Here is a 17,335-nt window from a genome sequence, read left to right on the forward strand (position 1 = left end):
CTTCAATTTCTCTTTTTCGGGCTCACGGCCCGGGCTTGTGTTTCGGGCAAAGCCCGGGTTCTTAATACTGGTCTTCGTAACGCTTCGCGAGATCTTCGATGTTCTCCGGCGGCCATGAAGGAACTTCCATACCGAGATGGAGACCCATGGAAGCCAGTACTTCCTTGATTTCGTTTAGCGACTTGCGACCGAAGTTCGGCGTACGCAGCATTTCTGCTTCCGTCTTCTGAATGAGATCGCCAATGTAGACGATGTTATCATTCTTCAGGCAGTTTGCCGAACGCACCGAGAGTTCGAGTTCATCGACCTTCTTGAGCAGGGCCGGATTGAACGCAAGTTCAGTGACCTGTTCCTGCTGAACTTCCTTCTGCGGCTCGTCGAAGTTGACGAAGATCGCGAGCTGGTCCTGAAGAATGCGTGCTGCATAGGCAACCGCATCTTCTCCGGAGATCGAACCGTCGGTCTCGATCTGCAGGATCAACTTGTCATAATCGAGAACCTGACCTTCACGGGTGTTTTCGATCTTGTAGGAAACCTTGCGGACGGGCGAGTAGAGGCTGTCGACCGGGATCAGGCCGATCGGAGCATCTTCCGCACGGTTGCGGTCAGCCGGAACGTAGCCCTTGCCGGTGTTGACAGTGAATTCCATGCGGATTTCAGCGCCTTCGTCGAGCGTGCAGATCACGTGTTCCGGATTGAGGATTTCGATATCGCCAACCGTCTGGATGTCGCCAGCCGTAACAACGCCTGGGCCTTCCTTGCGGACGACCATGCGCTTGGGACCGTCGCTTTCCATATGGATCGCGATTTCCTTGATGTTGAGGACAATGTCCGTCACATCTTCCCGCACGCCCGGGATCGACGAGAATTCATGCAGAACGCCGTCGATCTGTACCGCCGTCACGGCAGCGCCGCGCAGCGAAGACAGGAGCACACGGCGCAAGGCATTGCCGAGCGTCAAGCCGTAACCGCGTTCCAGCGGTTCGGCGACGACCGTAGCCTTCGTCTTCGAGCCGGAGGTCTGAAACTCGACCTTGTTCGGCTTGATCAATTCTTGCCAGTTCTTCTGGATCATTTAATTTTTCCCTATCCTTGCCTTTACCACCATCCAATCGTGGCATTGAGGCGTGGAAACCGCAGAGGAGCTGAAAATCAGCTCATGCGGCCAAATCGTGTCGCAAAAGATTAGACGCGGCGACGCTTGCGCGGACGGCAGCCATTGTGCGGGATCGGCGTTACATCGCGGATCGACGTAATCGTGAAACCGGCAGCCTGGAGTGCACGAAGAGCCGATTCACGGCCGGAGCCTGGCCCGCAAACTTCTACTTCCAGCGAACGCATGCCATGTTCCTGTGCCTTCTTGGCACAGTCTTCCGCAGCCATCTGTGCAGCGAATGGCGTGGATTTACGTGAACCCTTGAAACCCTGCGCACCGGCGGAAGACCAGGCAATCGCATTGCCCTGAGCGTCCGTGATGGTGATCATCGTATTGTTGAATGTCGAATTAACGTGAGCAACGCCCGACGAAATATTCTTGCGCTCGCGACGGCGAACGCGCGTGGCTTCCTTGGCCATGGTAGTCCTTTCAATTGATCTCGACGCCTCCGTATTTCCAGAGGCTCCACCGTGGTTTCAGTTAAAGTGCGAAACCAGCACTGTCTCTGCCCGAAGCAGAACCGGCGCAGCGGACCGCGCCGGAAGGAACTTACTTCTTCTTGCCGGCAATCGCCTTGGCAGGACCCTTGCGGGTGCGCGCATTGGTATGCGTGCGCTGTCCACGAACCGGCAGCGAGCGGCGATGACGCAGACCGCGGTAGCAGCCCAGATCCATCAGACGCTTGATGTTCATCGAAACTTCACGGCGCAGATCACCTTCAACCTGGTAATCGCGATCGATCGTTTCACGAATCTGCAACACTTCCGCATCGGTCAACTGATTGACGCGACGCTCTGCAGGAATGCCGACCTTCTGGACGATTTCCTGAGCAAACTTTTGACCAATCCCGTGAATGTACTGAAGCGCAATGACAACGCGCTTGTTCGTCGGGATGTTGACGCCAGCGATACGAGCCACGTCTGTTCTCCTTGTTAACCGGCAGAGCTGGAGTGCCAACGCGGCAGCCAGATGACGGGATGAAAATTATATTCGGGACAAACACAAACGATCAGCCCCGAACCTGCTTTACCGGATCGGCGCCGACCGCTTCATAATCCAAGCGAATTTGCGCCGTACTTGAAGGAATCGCTGCAAAAAGTCAACTCCCTCGATGAAATTTGTCAGAGCTAAAGATCTGACAGGATTTTTTCGATCGCGGCGGTGACATCTTCCATGTCCGCCATGCCATCGACCTTCTTGAGTTTGCCCTTGGCGTAGTAATAGCCAATCAGCGGCGACGTCTGCTTGTAATAGGCCTCGAGGCGCGTGCGCACCGTTTCGGCGTTGTCGTCCGGCCGGCGCTTGAATTCCGTCGATCCGCACTTGTCGCAGACGCCCGCAACATGGGGCTTCTTGTTGGTATCGTGATAGCCGGTACCGCACTTCGCACAGGAATAGCGGCCGGATATACGCTCCACCAGAACATTGTCGTCGACTTCGAGTTCGATCACGCAGTCGAGATCAAATCCCTTGTCCGCCAGCATGTCCTCGACTGCATCCGCCTGAACCAATGTGCGCGGATAGCCGTCCAGGATGAAGCCATTTGCTGCATCCGGCTGGTCCATGCGTTCGGAAACGATCGCATTGACGATCTCGTCGGAAACCAGATTGCCGGCATCCATGACAGCCTTCGCCTTGAGGCCGACTTCTGTTCCGGCTTTCACGGCCTCACGCAACATGTCTCCCGTGGAGAGTTGCGGGATGCCAAGTTTTTCTACCAAGCGCTGAGACTGAGTTCCCTTACCTGCCCCCGGTGGTCCGAGAAGTATTAATCTCATCTGTTGCGTTTCCCCCCACGGAGCTTCGACTTCTTGATCAGCCCTTCATACTGGTGCGCAATCAGGTGACCCTGGATCTGTGCAACGGTATCGAGCGTCACGCTCACGACAATCAACAGCGATGTACCGCCGAGATAGAAAGGAACACCAGCCCACGAGATGAGGAATTCAGGCAGCAAGCAGATGATAACGAGATAGATCGCGCCAAGAACCGTCACACGTGTCAGGACGTAGTCGATATATTCAGCCGTACGTTCGCCAGGGCGAATGCCGGGGATGAAGCCGGAATGCTTCTTGAGCTGGTCAGCCGTGTCCTTCGGATTGAAGACAAGTGCCGTATAGAAGAATGCGAAGAACACGATCATCGCGGCATAGAGAGCCATGTAGAGCGGCTGACCGTGGCCGAGAGACGACAGCACCGTGGTTGCCCAGCCGGGCAGCTCGTGGCTCTGCGCGAAGCCGGCGATTGTTGCAGGCAGGAGCAGGAGCGACGAGGCGAAGATCGGCGGAATGACGCCCGCTGTGTTCAGCTTCAGCGGCAGGTGCGAGGTATCGCCCTGGAACATCCGGTTGCCAACCTGGCGCTTGGGATACTGGATCAGAAGACGACGCTGCGCACGTTCGACGAAGACAATGATCGCGATGACCGCAATCGTCAGAACGATGATGGCCAGGATGATCGCCGTCGAAAGGGCGCCGGTGCGGCCCAGTTCCAGCGTGCCGGAAATTGCCTGTGGCAAGTTGGCGACGATGCCGGAGAAGATGATCAGCGAAATGCCGTTGCCAATGCCGCGCGCGGTGATCTGCTCGCCCAGCCACATCAGGAACATGGTGCCGCCGACAAGCGTGATGACGGTGGAGAACAGGAAGAACGGACCGGGATCGGTCACGATGCCCTGGCTGCCCTGAAGGCCAACGGCGATCGCATAGGCCTGTACCGTGGCCAAAAGCACGGTGCCGTACCTCGTATATTGATTGATGACCTTGCGGCCCTGCTCGCCATCCTTCTTCAGCTGTTCCAGCGCCGGAACGACGGAGGTCATCAGCTGTACGATGATGGAAGCGGAAATATAGGGCATGATGCCCAGAGCGAAGATCGCCATGCGGGCAACGGCGCCACCGGCAAACATGTTGAACATCCCGAGGATGCCCTGTGCCTGGTGGTTGAACGCCTGCGCATAGGCTTCGAGATTGATTCCCGGCAGCGGGATATAGGTGCCTAGCCGGTAGACCAGCAATGCGCCAAGTGTAAACCAAATGCGCTTCTTCAGCTCTTCGGCTTTTGAGAAAGCAGAGAAATTGAGATTTGACGCGAGCTGTTCTGCGGCTGAAGCCATTATAGTCTCCGGTCTGTGCCCGTCAGGGCCTCGCCACCCGAAACGGGAATCGGCGGCTCTACCCAGATATGTGCCCTTGATAAAAGGTACAAGCGGCGATCGTGGAGATCGCCGCTTGAATTAGACATATTTACTCTGCAGCTGCAGGAGCAGCTGGAAGCTTGACGGTACCGCCGGCCTTTTCGATCTTTTCGATCGCAGCTTTGGATGCACCGGAAACCTCGAACGTTACTGCGGTCGTGATCTCGCCGTCGGAAAGCAGGCGAACGCCATCCTTGGGGCGGCGGATAACACCGGCAGCCTTGAGGGTCTCGATCGTGACCGATGCCTTCGCATCAAGCTTCTTGGCGTCGATGGCAGCCTGAATGCGGCCAACCGATACGACGTTGAAGTTCTTGGAGAAGATGTTCGTGAAACCGCGCTTTGGCAAGCGGCGGTAAAGCGGCATCTGACCGCCTTCGAAACCGTTGATAGCAACGCCCGAACGCGACTTCTGACCCTTGACACCACGACCGGCAGTCTTGCCGGAGCCCGAACCAATACCACGGCCAACACGCTTGCGTGCTTTGGTCGCGCCTGGATTTTCACTCAGATCATTGAGTTTCATTTGTCAAATCTCCGGTATCAAGCCTCGTCCACAACGCGGACGAGATGTTGAACCTTGGCAATCATACCGCGGACGGAAGGCGTATCTTCCAGTGTACGGGTGCGATGCATCTTATTGAGGCCCAAGCCGATCAGCGTTGCGCGCTGCTCTGCCGGACGGCGGATAGGGCTACCGATCTGTTCGACCGTAACCGTCTTACCCTTCTTCTTCTCAACCATGACTTTGTCCTTTAGTCTACAGTCAGCGGAACCGAAGTCCCTGCCCTACTGCGCCAGCTCCTGGCCTATTCTTCCGAACCGACCACGTCGCGGCGGCGAGCCTGCAGTGTCGAATACTTGATACCGCGCTGAGCAGCGATGTCCTTCGGATGCATCTGATGCTTCAGGGCATCAAATGTCGCGCGAACCATGTTGTACGGGTTCGACGAACCGAGCGACTTCGCAACCACGTCCTGCACGCCAAGCGTCTCGAAGACGGCGCGCATTGGACCACCGGCGATGATGCCCTTACCGGCTGGAGCAGCACGGAGCAGCACCTTGCCTGCGCCATGACGGCCTTCAACATCGTGATGAAGGGTACGACCCGAACGGAGCGGGACGAAGATCATGTCGCGCTTTGCCGATTCAGTGGCCTTGCGGATAGCTTCCGGCACTTCACGTGCCTTACCATGACCAAAACCTACGCGGCCCTTCTGATCGCCGACAACGACGAGTGCAGCAAAGCCAAAACGCCGGCCGCCCTTGACGACCTTGGCGACACGGTTGATGTGGACGAGCTTGTCAACGAATTCGCTGTCACGCTCTTCACTGCGGCCGCGATCCTCGCGGCTTCTCTTTTCCTGTGCCATGCTCCTAATTCCTTTTTCTTTTCCGGTAGCACGAATGATGTTTTAAAGCTCGACCTTAGAAGCTGAGACCAGCTTCACGGGCGGCTTCGGCAAGTGCCTTCACGCGGCCGTGGTATATATAGGCACCACGATCAAAGACAACTTCCTTGATGCCAGCCTTGACGGCGCGCTCTGCAACGAGCTTGCCGATGAGGGCTGCTGCATCCGAATCTGCACCGGTCTTCAGCTTGCCCTTGAGGTCAGCTTCGAGCGTGGATGCGGATGCAATCGTGTGTCCACGCGCATCGTCGATGATCTGCGCATAGATATTCTTTGAAGAACGGTGGACGCTGAGCCGCGGACGGTCACCGGCAACCGCCTTGAGCTGGCGGCGAACACGCGCAGCGCGACGCTGAATGATTTCTTTCGGCGATGCCATGACACGAATTCCTTACTTCTTCTTACCTTCTTTGCGAACGATCTTCTCGCCCGCATATTTCACGCCCTTGCCCTTGTAGGGTTCCGGACCACGATATTCGCGGATCTCAGCAGCGACCTGACCGACCTGCTGCTTGTCGATGCCGGTGACGACGATTTCCGTCGGCTTCGGCACAGCAACAGTGATGCCTTCCGGCACCTGGTAGATCACTTCATGGCTGAAGCCGAGCGACAGCTGCAGGTTCTTGCCCTGCATGGCTGCACGATAGCCGACGCCGCTGATCTCAAGACGCTTCTCGAAGCCGTCCTTGACACCCGTGAAGATGTTGACGACCATCGTGCGGCTCATGCCCCACTTCGAACGAGCGACTTTGGAGTTGTCACGCGGATTAACGCTGACAGCACCGTCTTCAAACTTGACCACAACATCGTCATTGGCGACGAAGGAGAGTTCACCCTTCGGGCCTTTGGCCTTGATGGTCTGGCCTTCCACGCTGGCTGTTACGCCCTGCGGGACTGCCACTGGTTTTTTACCGATACGAGACATTTTTCAAACCTTTCCAAGCCGTTACTTAGAATATACGGCAGAGCAGTTCGCCGCCGACATTCTGTTCACGTGCCTCGTGGTCTGCCATGACGCCCTTCGGCGTCGACAGGATGGAAATACCAAGACCGTTTGCAACCTGCGGGATCGACTTGACCGAAACGTAAACGCGACGGCCGGGCTTCGAAATACGGGTAATCTCGCGAATTACCGGTACGTTCTCAAAATACTTCAGTTCGATTTCGATCTCGGACTTGCCGTTTTCGAAATCAACCTGGCTGTATCCGCGGATATAACCTTCAGCCTGAAGAACATCCAGAACGCGGGCGCGCAGCTTGGAGGCAGGGGTCGAAACCTTGCCCTTCTTGCGCATGGTTGCGTTACGGATACGTGTCAGCATATCGCCGAGAGGATCTGTCATAGACATGTGTCTGCTCCCTTACCAGCTCGACTTCACGACGCCGGGCACCTGGCCGAGCGAACCCAGCTGGCGCAATGCGATACGCGACATTTTAAGCTTGCGGTAGAAACCGCGCGGACGGCCCGATACTTCGCAACGATTGCGAATACGCACCTTGGTGGAATTGCGTGGCAGTTCTGCCAGCTGGATGGTGGCGCGGAAGCGCTCGTCCAGCGGCAGCGACTGATTCATCACGATAGCCTTCAGGCGTGCGCGCTTTGCAGCGAAACGCTTGACCAGGAGACCACGGCGCTTGTTCTTTTCGACTGCGCTCGTCTTAGCCATTTCATATACCTCGCTACGCTTGCCGTTACTGGCGGAAGGGGAAGTTGAAGGCGCGCAGCAATGCGCGTGCTTCATCATCCGTCTTTGCAGTCGTACAAACGATGATGTCCATGCCCCAGATCTGATCAACCTTGTCGTAGTTGATTTCCGGAAACACGATGTGTTCCTTGATACCCATGGCGAAATTGCCACGGCCGTCAAAGCTCTTTGGGTTCAGACCGCGGAAATCTCGAACCCGCGGCAGCGCGATCGTGATCAGACGGTCAATGAATTCATACATGCGCTCTTTACGAAGGGTGACCTTCGTTCCGATCGGCATATTCTCACGAACCTTGAAGGTAGCGATCGAATTGCGCGCACGGGTAATAACCGGCTTCTGACCGGCAATCAATGCCAGATCTTCAGCTGCGACAGTTGGCTTCTTCGAGTCAGCGGTTGCTTCGCCGACGCCCATGTTGAGAACAACTTTGGTGATGCGCGGGATCTGCATCTCGTTGTCATATTTGAACTGCTCGAGAAGAGCCTTACGTACCACTTCCTGGTACTGCTTCTTCAAGCGTGGTTCGATCTTTGCATCAGCCATCGATCAGATCTCCTGAACGCTTTGCTACACGTACCTTCTTGCCGTCTTCGAGGACTTTGAAGCCAACACGGGTCGGCTTGCCATCCTTTGGGTCGGCGATCGCGAGGTTCGACAGATGGAGCGGCGCTTCTTTCGAAATGATGCCGGCTTCCTGATTCTGTGTCTGCTTCTGGTGACGCTTGACAACATTGACGCCGCGAACGAGCGCCTGCTCATCCTTCGGCAAAACTTTGATTACTTCGCCGGTACGGCCCTTGTCCTTACCAGCCAGAACGACAACGCGGTCGCCTTTACGGATCTTCTGCATCGTCAGCTCCTTACAAAACTTCTGGAGCCAGCGAGATGATCTTCATGTGGCTCTTTGCGCGAAGTTCGCGCGGAACCGGTCCGAAGATACGCGTGCCGATAGGCTCTTTCTTATTGTCGATCAAAACGGCGGCGTTCTTGTCGAAACGAATAACGCTCCCGTCCGCGCGACGGATGTCCTTGGCAGTGCGAACAACCACTGCCTTCATCACGTCACCTTTTTTCACGCGGCCGCGCGGAATTGCTTCCTTGATCGAAACGACAATGATGTCGCCGACCGAAGCATATTTCCGCTTCGAACCGCCCAGCACCTTGATGCACATGACACGACGTGCGCCGGAATTATCCGCCACGTCGAGGTTTGTTTGCATCTGAATCATGACTAGCCGCCTTCTTCTTGTTCAACCGGACTGGGCTTTCCTTGCCCCTCGCGATTGCTGCGTACTTACCTACAGATATTTAGCTCGCCGGGGCGTCTGTTACGACAACCCAACGCTTGTCTTTCGAGATCGGCTTCGATTCCTGGATGGAAACGGCATCGCCGACCTTGAACTGGTTATTCTCATCATGCGCCTTGTACTTTTTGGACTGGCGCACGGTCTTCTGGAGGAGCGGGTGCGAATAGCGCCGCTCGACCTTGACCACAACGGTCTTGTCGTTTTTGTCGCTTACGACAACGCCCTGCAGAATGCGTTTAGGCATGGTTTTCTTCCTTAAGCCTTGCTCTCGACCGCTTTCTGGCGGGCGACAGTCTTGATGCGCGCAATATCACGGCGGATCTGCCGGACGCGAGCGGTTTTTTCCAACTGGCCGGTTGCCTTCTGGAAGCGCAGGTTGAACTGCTCTTTCTTCAGGGAACCCAATTCTTCATTCAACTGATCGAGGCTCATCGCCCGGACTTCTGCGGATTTCATAACATCCACCCCTTATTCTGCGATGCGCTGAATAAAGCGCGTCCTGACCGAAAGTTTCGCAGCTCCAAGGCGAAGTGCCTCACGAGCGATTTCTTCCGAAACGCCGTCGAGCTCGAACATGATGCGGCCTGGCGCGACGCGGGAAGCCCAGTAATCAACTGAACCCTTACCTTTACCCATGCGGACTTCGGTAGGCTTCGATGTTACCGGCACATCCGGGAAAATCCGGATCCACACACGACCGGCACGCTTCATGTGACGGGTAATTGCACGGCGAGCGGCTTCGATCTCACGCGCCGTAACGCGGTTCGGCTCGAGGGCCTTCAGGCCGAAAGCACCAAAATTAAGATCCGTACCGCCCTTCGACGCGCCGCTGATGCGACCCTTGAACTGCTTGCGGAACTTTGTGCGCTTAGGCTGCAGCATTGTTCTCTACTCCAAAATTCACGATCCGGAAAGACGCTATTTTAAGCGTTTTCGCGGCGACGGTTCGAACCCTGATGGCTATCGCCTTCAACAGCACGACGCTCGGAAGCCATTGGATCATGCTCAAGGATTTCGCCCTTGAAGACCCAGACTTTGACGCCGCAAATGCCGTAAGCGGTTTGTGCTTCAGCAGTTCCGTAATCGATATCGGCACGAAGGGTATGCAGAGGCACGCGGCCTTCACGGTACCATTCCATACGCGCAATTTCCGCACCGCCGAGACGGCCCGAGCAATTGATACGAATGCCTTCTGCACCAAGACGCATGGCCGACTGAACGGCGCGCTTCATGGCGCGGCGGAATGCGACACGGCGTTCCAGCTGCTGAGCAATCGACTGAGCAACCAGGGTCGCGTCGGTTTCCGGCTTGCGGACCTCAACGATATTGAGTGCAGCATCGGCATTCGTCATTTCTGACAGCTTGCGGCGCAGCTTCTCGATATCGGCGCCCTTCTTGCCGATGATCAGACCCGGACGTGCAGCATGGATCGTGACGCGGCACTTCTTGTGCGGACGCTCGATCACCACCTTGGAGATGGCAGCCTGCTTCAGTTCGTCCATCAGATACTTGCGGATCTTCAGGTCTTCGTGCAGCAGCTTGCCGTATTCACCTGTGTTCGCGTACCAACGCGAATCCCAGGTCCGATTGATGCCGAGGCGGAAGCCAATCGGATTAATCTTCTGGCCCATTATGCGGCCTCCCCTTTTTCCTGACCTTCGCGAACAACGATCGTCAGATGCGAGAATGGCTTCTCGATCCGGCTTGCACGACCGCGGCCACGAACATGGAAACGCTTCATCACGACTGACTTGCCTACATAGGCTTCAGCAACAACCAGAGCATCAACATCCAGGTCATGGTTGTTTTCCGCGTTGGCGATAGCTGATTCGAGTGTCTTTTTCACCGTTCCTGCAATCCGCTTGCGCGAAAATTCCAGATCGGCAAGAGCGGCGTTGACCTTCTTGCCACGGATCATGGCAGCCACCAGATTAAGCTTCTGAGGGCTGATGCGGAGCGTACGGGCAACGGCTTTCGCCTCGTTGTCCTTAAGCTGGCGCGGAGCCTTAGCCTTGCCCATCTTTATTTCCTCTTCGCCTTCTTGTCCGCGCCGTGCCCGTAATAGGTACGCGTCGGAGCGAATTCACCAAACTTGTGTCCGATCATCTCTTCGTTGACCGAAACAGGAACGTGCTTGTTGCCGTTGTACACGCCGAAGGTCAGACCGACGAACTGCGGCAGGATCGTGGAGCGACGGCTCCAGATCTTGATAACTTCACTGCGACCGCCCTCACGTACCTTCTCAGCCTTCTTGAGAAGATAGCCATCGATGAACGGGCCTTTCCAAACTGAACGAGCCATTTCAGACTACCTCTCTTACTTCTTGCGCTGATGACGCGAACGAGCGATGAACTTGTCCGTCGACTTGTTGGAGCGCGTCTTCTTGCCCTTCGTGGGCTTGCCCCACGGAGAAACCGGATGACGTCCACCAGACGTACGGCCTTCACCACCACCATGGGGGTGATCGACCGGGTTCATGGCAACACCGCGAACGTGCGGGCGCTTGCCGAGCCAGCGGCTGCGACCTGCCTTGCCAAGGCTGATATTGCCATGGTCAGGGTTGGACACTGCACCGACCGTGGCAAAGCACGAACCGTGGACGAGGCGCTGTTCACCTGAATTCAGGCGAAGGATTGCCATGCCCTGATCGCGGCCGACGAGCTGCGCATAGGTACCGGCGGAGCGAGCGATCTGACCGCCCTTGCCTGGCTTCATCTCCACATTGTGGATGATGGTGCCGACCGGGATCGAAGCCAATGGCATTGCATTGCCCGGCTTCACGTCTGTCTGCGCGCCAGCAATAACGCTGTCGCCAACGGCCAGACGCTGGGGAGCCAGGATGTAGCTCAGTTCGCCATCTTCGTAGCGGATGAGCGCAATGAATGCGGTCCGGTTCGGATCGTATTCAAGGCGTTCAACCTTGGCAGCAACATCATGCTTGCGACGCTTGAAGTCGACGAAGCGGTATGTGCGCTTGTGTCCGCCACCCTGGTAGCGTGCAGTGACGCGACCGGAGTTGTTGCGACCACCCTTGGATGTCAGACCTTCGGTGAGAGCCTTGACGGGCTTGCCCTTGTAGAGCTCCGAACGATCCACGATCACCAGCTGGCGCTGGCTTGGTGTGGTTGGATTATAACTTTTGAGTGCCATTGTCTTTACTCCACGGCCCCTCAGAGACCAGTCGAAACATCGATCGACTGCCCTTCGGCGAGCGTCACGACTGCTTTCTTGACATCACTCTGGCGCCCGACGATGCCGCGGAACCGCTTCACCTTGCCCTTGCGCACAGCTGTATTGACTGCCGTAACCTTCACGCGGAACAGCGCTTCGACTGCGGCCTTGATTTCAGGCTTCGTTGCCTTCTTGGCTACGTTGAAGACGACCTGGTTATTTTCAGAAACCAGGGTCGACTTTTCCGTAATAACCGGGCTGACGATCACGTCGTAGTGGCGAAGATCAGTCATTTGAAACGCTCCTCGAGAGCTTCAACTGCTGCCTTGGAAAGCACGAGCTTGCCACGACGCAGAATGTCGTAAACATTGATGCCCTGGATCGGCAGGACGTCGATGTTCGGAATGTTCGACGCTGCGCGACGGAAATTCGCATCGATCTCGGCACCGCCGATGAGAAGCGCATTTTCGAGGCCAAGCTTGGCGAACTGCGAAACAAGTACCTTTGTCTTGGCATCGGCTGCGGCCAGATCATCGACGATGATCAGGTCGGAAGCCTTGACCTTTGCAGACAGGGCATGACGAAGCGCGAGGGCGCGAACCTTCTTCGGAAGGTCATGATCGTGGCTGTGAACAACCGGACCATGGGCCTTGCCGCCGCCGCGGAACTGCGGTGCACGGGCCGAATGGTGACGGGCGCGGCCCGTACCCTTCTGCTTGTACATCTTGGCGCCGGTACGTGCGATTTCCGAACGGCCCTTTGCCTTGTGCGTTCCCTGCTGCTTGCGGGCAAGCTGGTAACGGACCATGCGCTGAAGGATATCGTCGCGCGGCTCAAGACCGAAAATCTCCTCGGAGAGTTTCACCTTGCCGGCATCGACGCCTTCAAGTGTTGTAATCGAAAGCTCCATTATTCGGCTCCCTCAGTTGTCTGCGCCACTTCTGCATCAGACACAGCGGCTGTACCGTTAGCTGCCTGGCGCAAACCGGCTGGCTTGGGAGCATTTTCCGGCAGCGCTACCTTGACGGCATCGCGCACCAGGATCCAAGCACCCTTTGAACCGGGAACCGCACCACGAACCAGAATGAGGCCACGATCGATGTCGGTCGAAACGACTTCGATGTTCTGTGTCGTCACGCGGGTCTGACCCATGTGACCGGCCATCTTCTTGCCCTTGAACACCTTGCCCGGATCCTGACGCTGACCGGTCGAACCGTGTGCGCGGTGGGTAACCGAGTTACCGTGCGAAGCGCGGTGACCGCCGAAGTTGTGGCGCTTCATCGAACCGGCAAAACCCTTACCGATTGAAGTACCAGTCACATCGACCTTCTGGCCGGCAACGTAATGTTCGGCTGTGATCTCAACACCGACATCAAGTAGATTGTCGGCAGAGACGCGGAATTCCGCGACTTTCGCCTTTGGTTCAACGGAAGCCGTCGCGAAATGACCGCGCAAGCCCTTCGTTGTATTCTTTACCTTGGCCAGACCAACACCGAGCTGAACGGCAGTGTAGCCATTCTTCTCGACTGTACGCTGAGCCACAACCTGACAATTCTCCATCCGGAGTACTGTCACCGGCACATGCTCACCTGCGTCGTTGTAGACGCGAGTCATGCCCAGCTTCTGTGCAATTACACCTGAACGCATCGGTTCGTCCTTCCGTCCTCAAGCTTTACAGCTTGATCTCGACATCAACACCAGCGGAAAGATCGAGCTTCATCAGCGCGTCTACAGTCTGCGGGGTTGGGTCTACGATATCGAGAAGACGCTTATGTGTGCGCATCTCGAACTGCTCGCGGCTCTTCTTGTCGATGTGCGGCGACCGGTTGACAGTGAACTTCTCGATCCGTGTGGGAAGTGGGATCGGTCCGCGCACGTTGGCACCGGTACGCTTGGCAGTCGACACGATTTCCCGCGTCGAATCGTCAAGGATCCGATGATCAAACGCCTTGAGGCGAATGCGGATGTTTTGACCGTTCATTTCATCTTTTCCTTGTTTAGCGGAGACGCCTCATAACAGGCGCCTCTGCATAAAACCTTAATATTACTCAATGATCGACGATACGATGCCTGCACCGACGGTGCGGCCACCTTCACGGATAGCGAAGCGCAGCTTCTCTTCCATCGCGATCGGCACGATCAGCGTCACATCAACTGCGATGTTGTCGCCGGGCATGACCATTTCCGTGCCTTCCGGCAGCGTCACAACACCCGTCACGTCGGTCGTGCGGAAGTAGAACTGCGGACGGTAGTTGGAGAAGAATGGCGTATGACGGCCACCCTCGTCCTTGGTCAGGATATAGGCTTCCGCCTTGAACTTCGTGTGCGGCTTGACCGAACCCGGCTTGGCCAGGATCTGGCCGCGCTCGACGTCTTCACGGCCAACGCCGCGGATCAGCGCACCGATGTTGTCGCCAGCCTGGCCCTGATCGAGCAGCTTGCGGAACATTTCAACGCCGGTAACCGTCGTCTTCGTCGTCGGCTTGATGCCGATGATTTCGACTTCTTCACCAACCTTGACGATCCCGCGCTCGACGCGGCCCGTCACAACCGTACCACGGCCGGAAATCGAGAAAACGTCTTCGATCGGCATCAGGAACGGCTGGTCAACCGGACGCTCCGGCGTCGGAATGTACTTGTCGACTTCCGCCATCAGCGCACGAACCGCGTCTTCGCCGATTTCCTTGTTGCTGTCTTCCAGCGCAGCCAAAGCCGAACCCTTGACGATCGGAATGTCGTCGCCCGGGAAATCGTACTTCGACAGAAGCTCGCGAACCTCAAGCTCAACCAGCTCGAGAAGCTCGGCATCGTCAACCTGGTCAACCTTGTTCAGGAAAACCACGATCGCCGGAACGCCAACCTGACGGGCAAGCAGGATGTGCTCGCGCGTCTGCGGCATCGGGCCGTCGGCTGCCGAAACAACCAGGATCGCGCCGTCCATCTGCGCAGCACCGGTGATCATGTTCTTCACATAGTCGGCGTGGCCGGGGCAATCGACGTGCGCGTAGTGACGCGCTGGCGTCTCATATTCAACGTGCGCCGTCGAGATCGTGATGCCGCGCGCCTTTTCTTCCGGTGCCGCGTCGATCTGGTCGTACGCCTTGTACTCACCAAAATACTTCGTAATCGCGGCCGTCAACGACGTCTTGCCATGGTCAACGTGACCAATCGTGCCAATGTTGACGTGCGGCTTGTTACGTTCAAACTTGCTCTTAGCCATCTGAGCTCTCCGTTATTATGTTCGCCTGCTCAGGCTCAACTCAACTGTCACGCGCAACCTTATGGTTACGCAAACTTCTTCTGAATTTCCTGCGCGACTGCTGTCGGAACAGGTTCGTAGTGATCGAACTGCATGGTGTACTGCGCACGACCCTGGCTCATCGAACGCAGGTTGCTCACATAACCAAACATGTTGGCCAGCGGCACGTTTGCATTGACGACAGTCGCGATACCACGAGCTTCCGTGCCCGAAATCTGACCGCGACGTGAGTTCAGATCGCCGATCACGTCACCGACGTAATCTTCAGGGGTAACAACCTCGACCTTCATGATCGGCTCGAGCAGCTGGGCACCGGCCTTCTGCGCACCTTCGCGGAATGCAGCGCGGGCTGCGATTTCGAAGGCGAGAACCGAGGAGTCCACATCATGGTAGGCACCGTCGATCAGCGTGGCTTTCACGCCGAGCATCGGGAAGCCTGCGAGCGGACCCGCACCCATGACGCTCAAGATACCCTTTTCAACACCGGGGATGTATTCCTTCGGAATGGCACCACCGACGATCTTCGATTCGAAGATGAACTCGTCGCCATCATGCGGCTCGAAGATGACCTTGATGCGGGCGAACTGACCCGAACCACCGGACTGCTTCTTGTGCGTGTAGTCGATCTCGGCCTTGCGGGTGATCGATTCACGGTAGGCAACCTGGGGGTTACCGACATTCGCCTCGACCTTGAACTCGCGACGCATACGGTCAACGAGGATGTCCAGATGAAGCTCGCCCATGCCGGAAATGATGGTCTGACCGGATTCTTCGTCCGACTTGACGCGGAAAGAAGGATCTTCAGCGGCAAGACGATTGAGCGCGAGGCCCATCTTTTCCTGGTCGGCCTTGGTCTTCGGCTCGATCGCGATCGAAATGACTGGCTCCGGGAACACCATGCGCTCCAGGATAACCGGCTTCAGCGGATCGCAAAGCGTGTCACCCGTTGTGGTTTCCTTGAGGCCCGCCAGGGCAACGATGTCGCCGGCAAATGCTTCTTCAATGTCTTCACGCGAGTTGGAATGCATCTGCAGCATGCGGCCGATACGTTCACGCTTGAGCTTAACCGTGTTGTCGAGCGAAATGCCCTTGGTCAGCTTGCCGGAATAGATGCGGCAGAAAGTCAGCGAACCAACGAACGGATCGTTCATGATCTTGAATGCAAGCATCGACAAAGGCTCTTCGTCAGACGACTTGCGAACTGTTTCAGCATCGGTCTTCGGATCAATGCCCTTGATCGCCGGAACATCGACTGGCGAAGGCAAGAATTCAACGACACCGTCGAGAAGCGGCTGCACGCCCTTGTTCTTGAAGGCCGAACCGCAGAATACCGGATGGAACTCAACGCGGCAGGTGCCGATACGGATCAGCTGACGCAGCTTCTCATTGTCCGGCATGTTGCCTTCGAGATAAGCTTCCATGGCAGCTTCCTCGACCTCAACAGCGGTCTCGATGAGCTTTTCGCGGAACTCTTCAGCACGGTCCTTCAGGTCAGCCGGGATCTCTACGACATCCCACTGCGCACCGAGCTGTTCGTCGCGCCAGACAAGTGCCTTCATTTCGATCAGGTCGATAACGCCCTTGAACTCGTTTTCAGCGCCGATCGGCAGCTGCATGACGAGCGCCTTGGCACCAAGACGGCTCTTGACCATCTCGACGCAGCGATAGAAGTCAGCGCCGGTCTTGTCCATCTTGTTGACGAAGATCATGCGCGGGACATGATACTTCTCAGCCTGACGCCAGACGGTTTCAGTCTGCGGCTCAACACCGGCATTCGCATCGAGCAGTGCAATTGCACCGTCTAGAACGCGCAGCGAGCGCTCAACTTCGATCGTGAAATCGACGTGACCAGGCGTGTCGATGATGTTGAAACGGCGCATCTTGCCATCACGGCCCTTCCAGAACGTGGTGGTCGCAGCGGAAGTGATCGTGATGCCACGCTCCTGCTCCTGCTCCATCCAGTCCATGGTGGCGGCACCGTCGTGGACTTCACCGATCTTGTGCGACTTACCAGTGTAGTAAAGGATACGCTCGGTGGTCGTGGTCTTGCCGGCGTCGATGTGCGCCATGATACCGAAATTACGGTAGTCTTCGATTTTATATTCGCGGGCCATGATAGGGTGCCTT

The 17,335-nt window shown here is 56.6% G+C and carries 28 protein-coding genes; all 28 read right to left on the reverse strand.

Features of this window, described 5'->3' with window-relative positions; translation table 11 throughout:
• Positions 1 to 61 precede the first annotated feature (61 nt).
• Positions 62 to 1,075 (reverse strand): DNA-directed RNA polymerase subunit alpha, encoded by a 1,014-nt coding sequence (locus K9U38_RS09295; protein WP_099999147.1) that lies wholly within the window; start codon positions 1,073 to 1,075, stop codon positions 62 to 64.
• Between the two features lie 110 nt (positions 1,076 to 1,185).
• Positions 1,186 to 1,575, reverse strand: a complete 390-nt coding sequence (gene rpsK / locus K9U38_RS09300) for a 30S ribosomal protein S11 (RefSeq protein ID WP_008124952.1) — start codon at positions 1,573 to 1,575, stop codon at positions 1,186 to 1,188.
• 130 nt (positions 1,576 to 1,705) lie between these two features.
• Positions 1,706 to 2,074 (reverse strand): 30S ribosomal protein S13, encoded by a 369-nt coding sequence (gene rpsM, locus K9U38_RS09305; protein ID WP_224494055.1) that lies wholly within the window; start codon positions 2,072 to 2,074, stop codon positions 1,706 to 1,708.
• 209 nt (positions 2,075 to 2,283) lie between these two features.
• Positions 2,284 to 2,934, reverse strand: a complete 651-nt coding sequence (locus K9U38_RS09310) for an adenylate kinase (RefSeq protein ID WP_224494056.1) — start codon at positions 2,932 to 2,934, stop codon at positions 2,284 to 2,286.
• Positions 2,931 to 4,271 (reverse strand): preprotein translocase subunit SecY, encoded by a 1,341-nt coding sequence (gene secY / locus K9U38_RS09315; RefSeq protein WP_224494057.1) that lies wholly within the window; start codon positions 4,269 to 4,271, stop codon positions 2,931 to 2,933. The genes K9U38_RS09310 and secY overlap by 4 nt, the downstream gene beginning before the upstream one ends.
• Positions 4,272 to 4,401: 130 nt before the next feature.
• The gene (gene rplO, locus K9U38_RS09320) at positions 4,402 to 4,878 is read right to left on the reverse strand and encodes a 50S ribosomal protein L15 (RefSeq protein ID WP_224494058.1); all 477 of its coding nucleotides are present in this window, start codon (positions 4,876 to 4,878) and stop codon (positions 4,402 to 4,404) included.
• A 17-nt stretch (positions 4,879 to 4,895) separates the two neighbouring features.
• The gene (gene rpmD, locus K9U38_RS09325) at positions 4,896 to 5,096 is read right to left on the reverse strand and encodes a 50S ribosomal protein L30 (protein WP_106710741.1); all 201 of its coding nucleotides are present in this window, start codon (positions 5,094 to 5,096) and stop codon (positions 4,896 to 4,898) included.
• A gap of 65 nt (positions 5,097 to 5,161) precedes the next feature.
• Positions 5,162 to 5,725 (reverse strand): 30S ribosomal protein S5, encoded by a 564-nt coding sequence (gene rpsE / locus K9U38_RS09330; RefSeq protein ID WP_224494059.1) that lies wholly within the window; start codon positions 5,723 to 5,725, stop codon positions 5,162 to 5,164.
• Positions 5,726 to 5,780: 55 nt separating this feature from the next.
• Positions 5,781 to 6,143: a 50S ribosomal protein L18 gene (rplR, locus tag K9U38_RS09335; RefSeq protein WP_106710743.1), complete on the reverse strand. Its 363-nt coding sequence runs from the start codon at positions 6,141 to 6,143 to the stop codon at positions 5,781 to 5,783.
• Positions 6,144 to 6,155: 12 nt separating this feature from the next.
• On the reverse strand, positions 6,156 to 6,689 hold the full coding sequence (gene rplF / locus K9U38_RS09340; RefSeq protein ID WP_224494060.1) for a 50S ribosomal protein L6: 534 nt from the start codon (positions 6,687 to 6,689) through the stop codon (positions 6,156 to 6,158).
• A gap of 25 nt (positions 6,690 to 6,714) precedes the next feature.
• On the reverse strand, positions 6,715 to 7,113 hold the full coding sequence (gene rpsH, locus K9U38_RS09345) for a 30S ribosomal protein S8 (RefSeq protein ID WP_099999154.1): 399 nt from the start codon (positions 7,111 to 7,113) through the stop codon (positions 6,715 to 6,717).
• 12 nt (positions 7,114 to 7,125) lie between these two features.
• Positions 7,126 to 7,431, reverse strand: coding sequence for a 30S ribosomal protein S14 (gene rpsN, locus K9U38_RS09350; RefSeq protein WP_106710745.1), 306 nt, complete (start codon positions 7,429 to 7,431; stop codon positions 7,126 to 7,128).
• 25 nt (positions 7,432 to 7,456) lie between these two features.
• Positions 7,457 to 8,014 (reverse strand): 50S ribosomal protein L5, encoded by a 558-nt coding sequence (rplE, locus tag K9U38_RS09355; protein WP_106710746.1) that lies wholly within the window; start codon positions 8,012 to 8,014, stop codon positions 7,457 to 7,459.
• On the reverse strand, positions 8,007 to 8,321 hold the full coding sequence (rplX, locus tag K9U38_RS09360; RefSeq protein ID WP_027233171.1) for a 50S ribosomal protein L24: 315 nt from the start codon (positions 8,319 to 8,321) through the stop codon (positions 8,007 to 8,009). Before rplX ends, rplE begins: the two co-directional genes overlap by 8 nt.
• Positions 8,322 to 8,331: 10 nt before the next feature.
• Entirely contained in the window at positions 8,332 to 8,700 is a 369-nt protein-coding gene (gene rplN, locus K9U38_RS09365; RefSeq protein ID WP_008124924.1) for a 50S ribosomal protein L14, read from the reverse strand.
• Positions 8,701 to 8,779: 79 nt separating this feature from the next.
• The gene (gene rpsQ / locus K9U38_RS09370; protein ID WP_099999158.1) at positions 8,780 to 9,022 is read right to left on the reverse strand and encodes a 30S ribosomal protein S17; all 243 of its coding nucleotides are present in this window, start codon (positions 9,020 to 9,022) and stop codon (positions 8,780 to 8,782) included.
• Between the two features lie 11 nt (positions 9,023 to 9,033).
• A complete protein-coding gene (rpmC, locus tag K9U38_RS09375) occupies positions 9,034 to 9,234 on the reverse strand; it encodes a 50S ribosomal protein L29 (RefSeq protein WP_027233168.1) in 201 nt (66 codons plus the stop codon).
• A gap of 12 nt (positions 9,235 to 9,246) precedes the next feature.
• Positions 9,247 to 9,660, reverse strand: coding sequence for a 50S ribosomal protein L16 (gene rplP / locus K9U38_RS09380; protein WP_106710748.1), 414 nt, complete (start codon positions 9,658 to 9,660; stop codon positions 9,247 to 9,249).
• Between the two features lie 41 nt (positions 9,661 to 9,701).
• Positions 9,702 to 10,409 (reverse strand): 30S ribosomal protein S3, encoded by a 708-nt coding sequence (rpsC, locus tag K9U38_RS09385; RefSeq protein WP_106710749.1) that lies wholly within the window; start codon positions 10,407 to 10,409, stop codon positions 9,702 to 9,704.
• Positions 10,409 to 10,798, reverse strand: coding sequence for a 50S ribosomal protein L22 (gene rplV, locus K9U38_RS09390; protein WP_106710750.1), 390 nt, complete (start codon positions 10,796 to 10,798; stop codon positions 10,409 to 10,411). The genes rpsC and rplV overlap by 1 nt, the downstream gene beginning before the upstream one ends.
• A gap of 2 nt (positions 10,799 to 10,800) precedes the next feature.
• On the reverse strand, positions 10,801 to 11,079 hold the full coding sequence (gene rpsS / locus K9U38_RS09395; protein WP_008124912.1) for a 30S ribosomal protein S19: 279 nt from the start codon (positions 11,077 to 11,079) through the stop codon (positions 10,801 to 10,803).
• Positions 11,080 to 11,094: 15 nt separating this feature from the next.
• Entirely contained in the window at positions 11,095 to 11,928 is an 834-nt protein-coding gene (gene rplB, locus K9U38_RS09400; RefSeq protein WP_106710751.1) for a 50S ribosomal protein L2, read from the reverse strand.
• A gap of 20 nt (positions 11,929 to 11,948) precedes the next feature.
• Entirely contained in the window at positions 11,949 to 12,242 is a 294-nt protein-coding gene (locus K9U38_RS09405; RefSeq protein WP_106710752.1) for a 50S ribosomal protein L23, read from the reverse strand.
• Complete coding sequence (gene rplD, locus K9U38_RS09410; RefSeq protein ID WP_224494061.1) at positions 12,239 to 12,859, reverse strand: 50S ribosomal protein L4; 621 nt, start codon at positions 12,857 to 12,859, stop codon at positions 12,239 to 12,241. Before rplD ends, K9U38_RS09405 begins: the two co-directional genes overlap by 4 nt.
• The gene (rplC, locus tag K9U38_RS09415; RefSeq protein ID WP_224494062.1) at positions 12,859 to 13,596 is read right to left on the reverse strand and encodes a 50S ribosomal protein L3; all 738 of its coding nucleotides are present in this window, start codon (positions 13,594 to 13,596) and stop codon (positions 12,859 to 12,861) included. The genes rplD and rplC overlap by 1 nt, the downstream gene beginning before the upstream one ends.
• Positions 13,597 to 13,621: 25 nt before the next feature.
• A complete protein-coding gene (gene rpsJ / locus K9U38_RS09420) occupies positions 13,622 to 13,930 on the reverse strand; it encodes a 30S ribosomal protein S10 (protein WP_008124902.1) in 309 nt (102 codons plus the stop codon).
• A 63-nt stretch (positions 13,931 to 13,993) separates the two neighbouring features.
• The gene (tuf, locus tag K9U38_RS09425) at positions 13,994 to 15,169 is read right to left on the reverse strand and encodes an elongation factor Tu (RefSeq protein ID WP_224494063.1); all 1,176 of its coding nucleotides are present in this window, start codon (positions 15,167 to 15,169) and stop codon (positions 13,994 to 13,996) included.
• 65 nt (positions 15,170 to 15,234) lie between these two features.
• Positions 15,235 to 17,322, reverse strand: a complete 2,088-nt coding sequence (gene fusA / locus K9U38_RS09430) for an elongation factor G (protein ID WP_224494064.1) — start codon at positions 17,320 to 17,322, stop codon at positions 15,235 to 15,237.
• Between the last annotated feature and the right edge of the window lie 13 nt (positions 17,323 to 17,335).

This window comes from Phyllobacterium lublinensis (assembly GCF_020164435.1).
GTDB lineage: Bacteria > Pseudomonadota > Alphaproteobacteria > Rhizobiales > Rhizobiaceae > Phyllobacterium > Phyllobacterium lublinensis.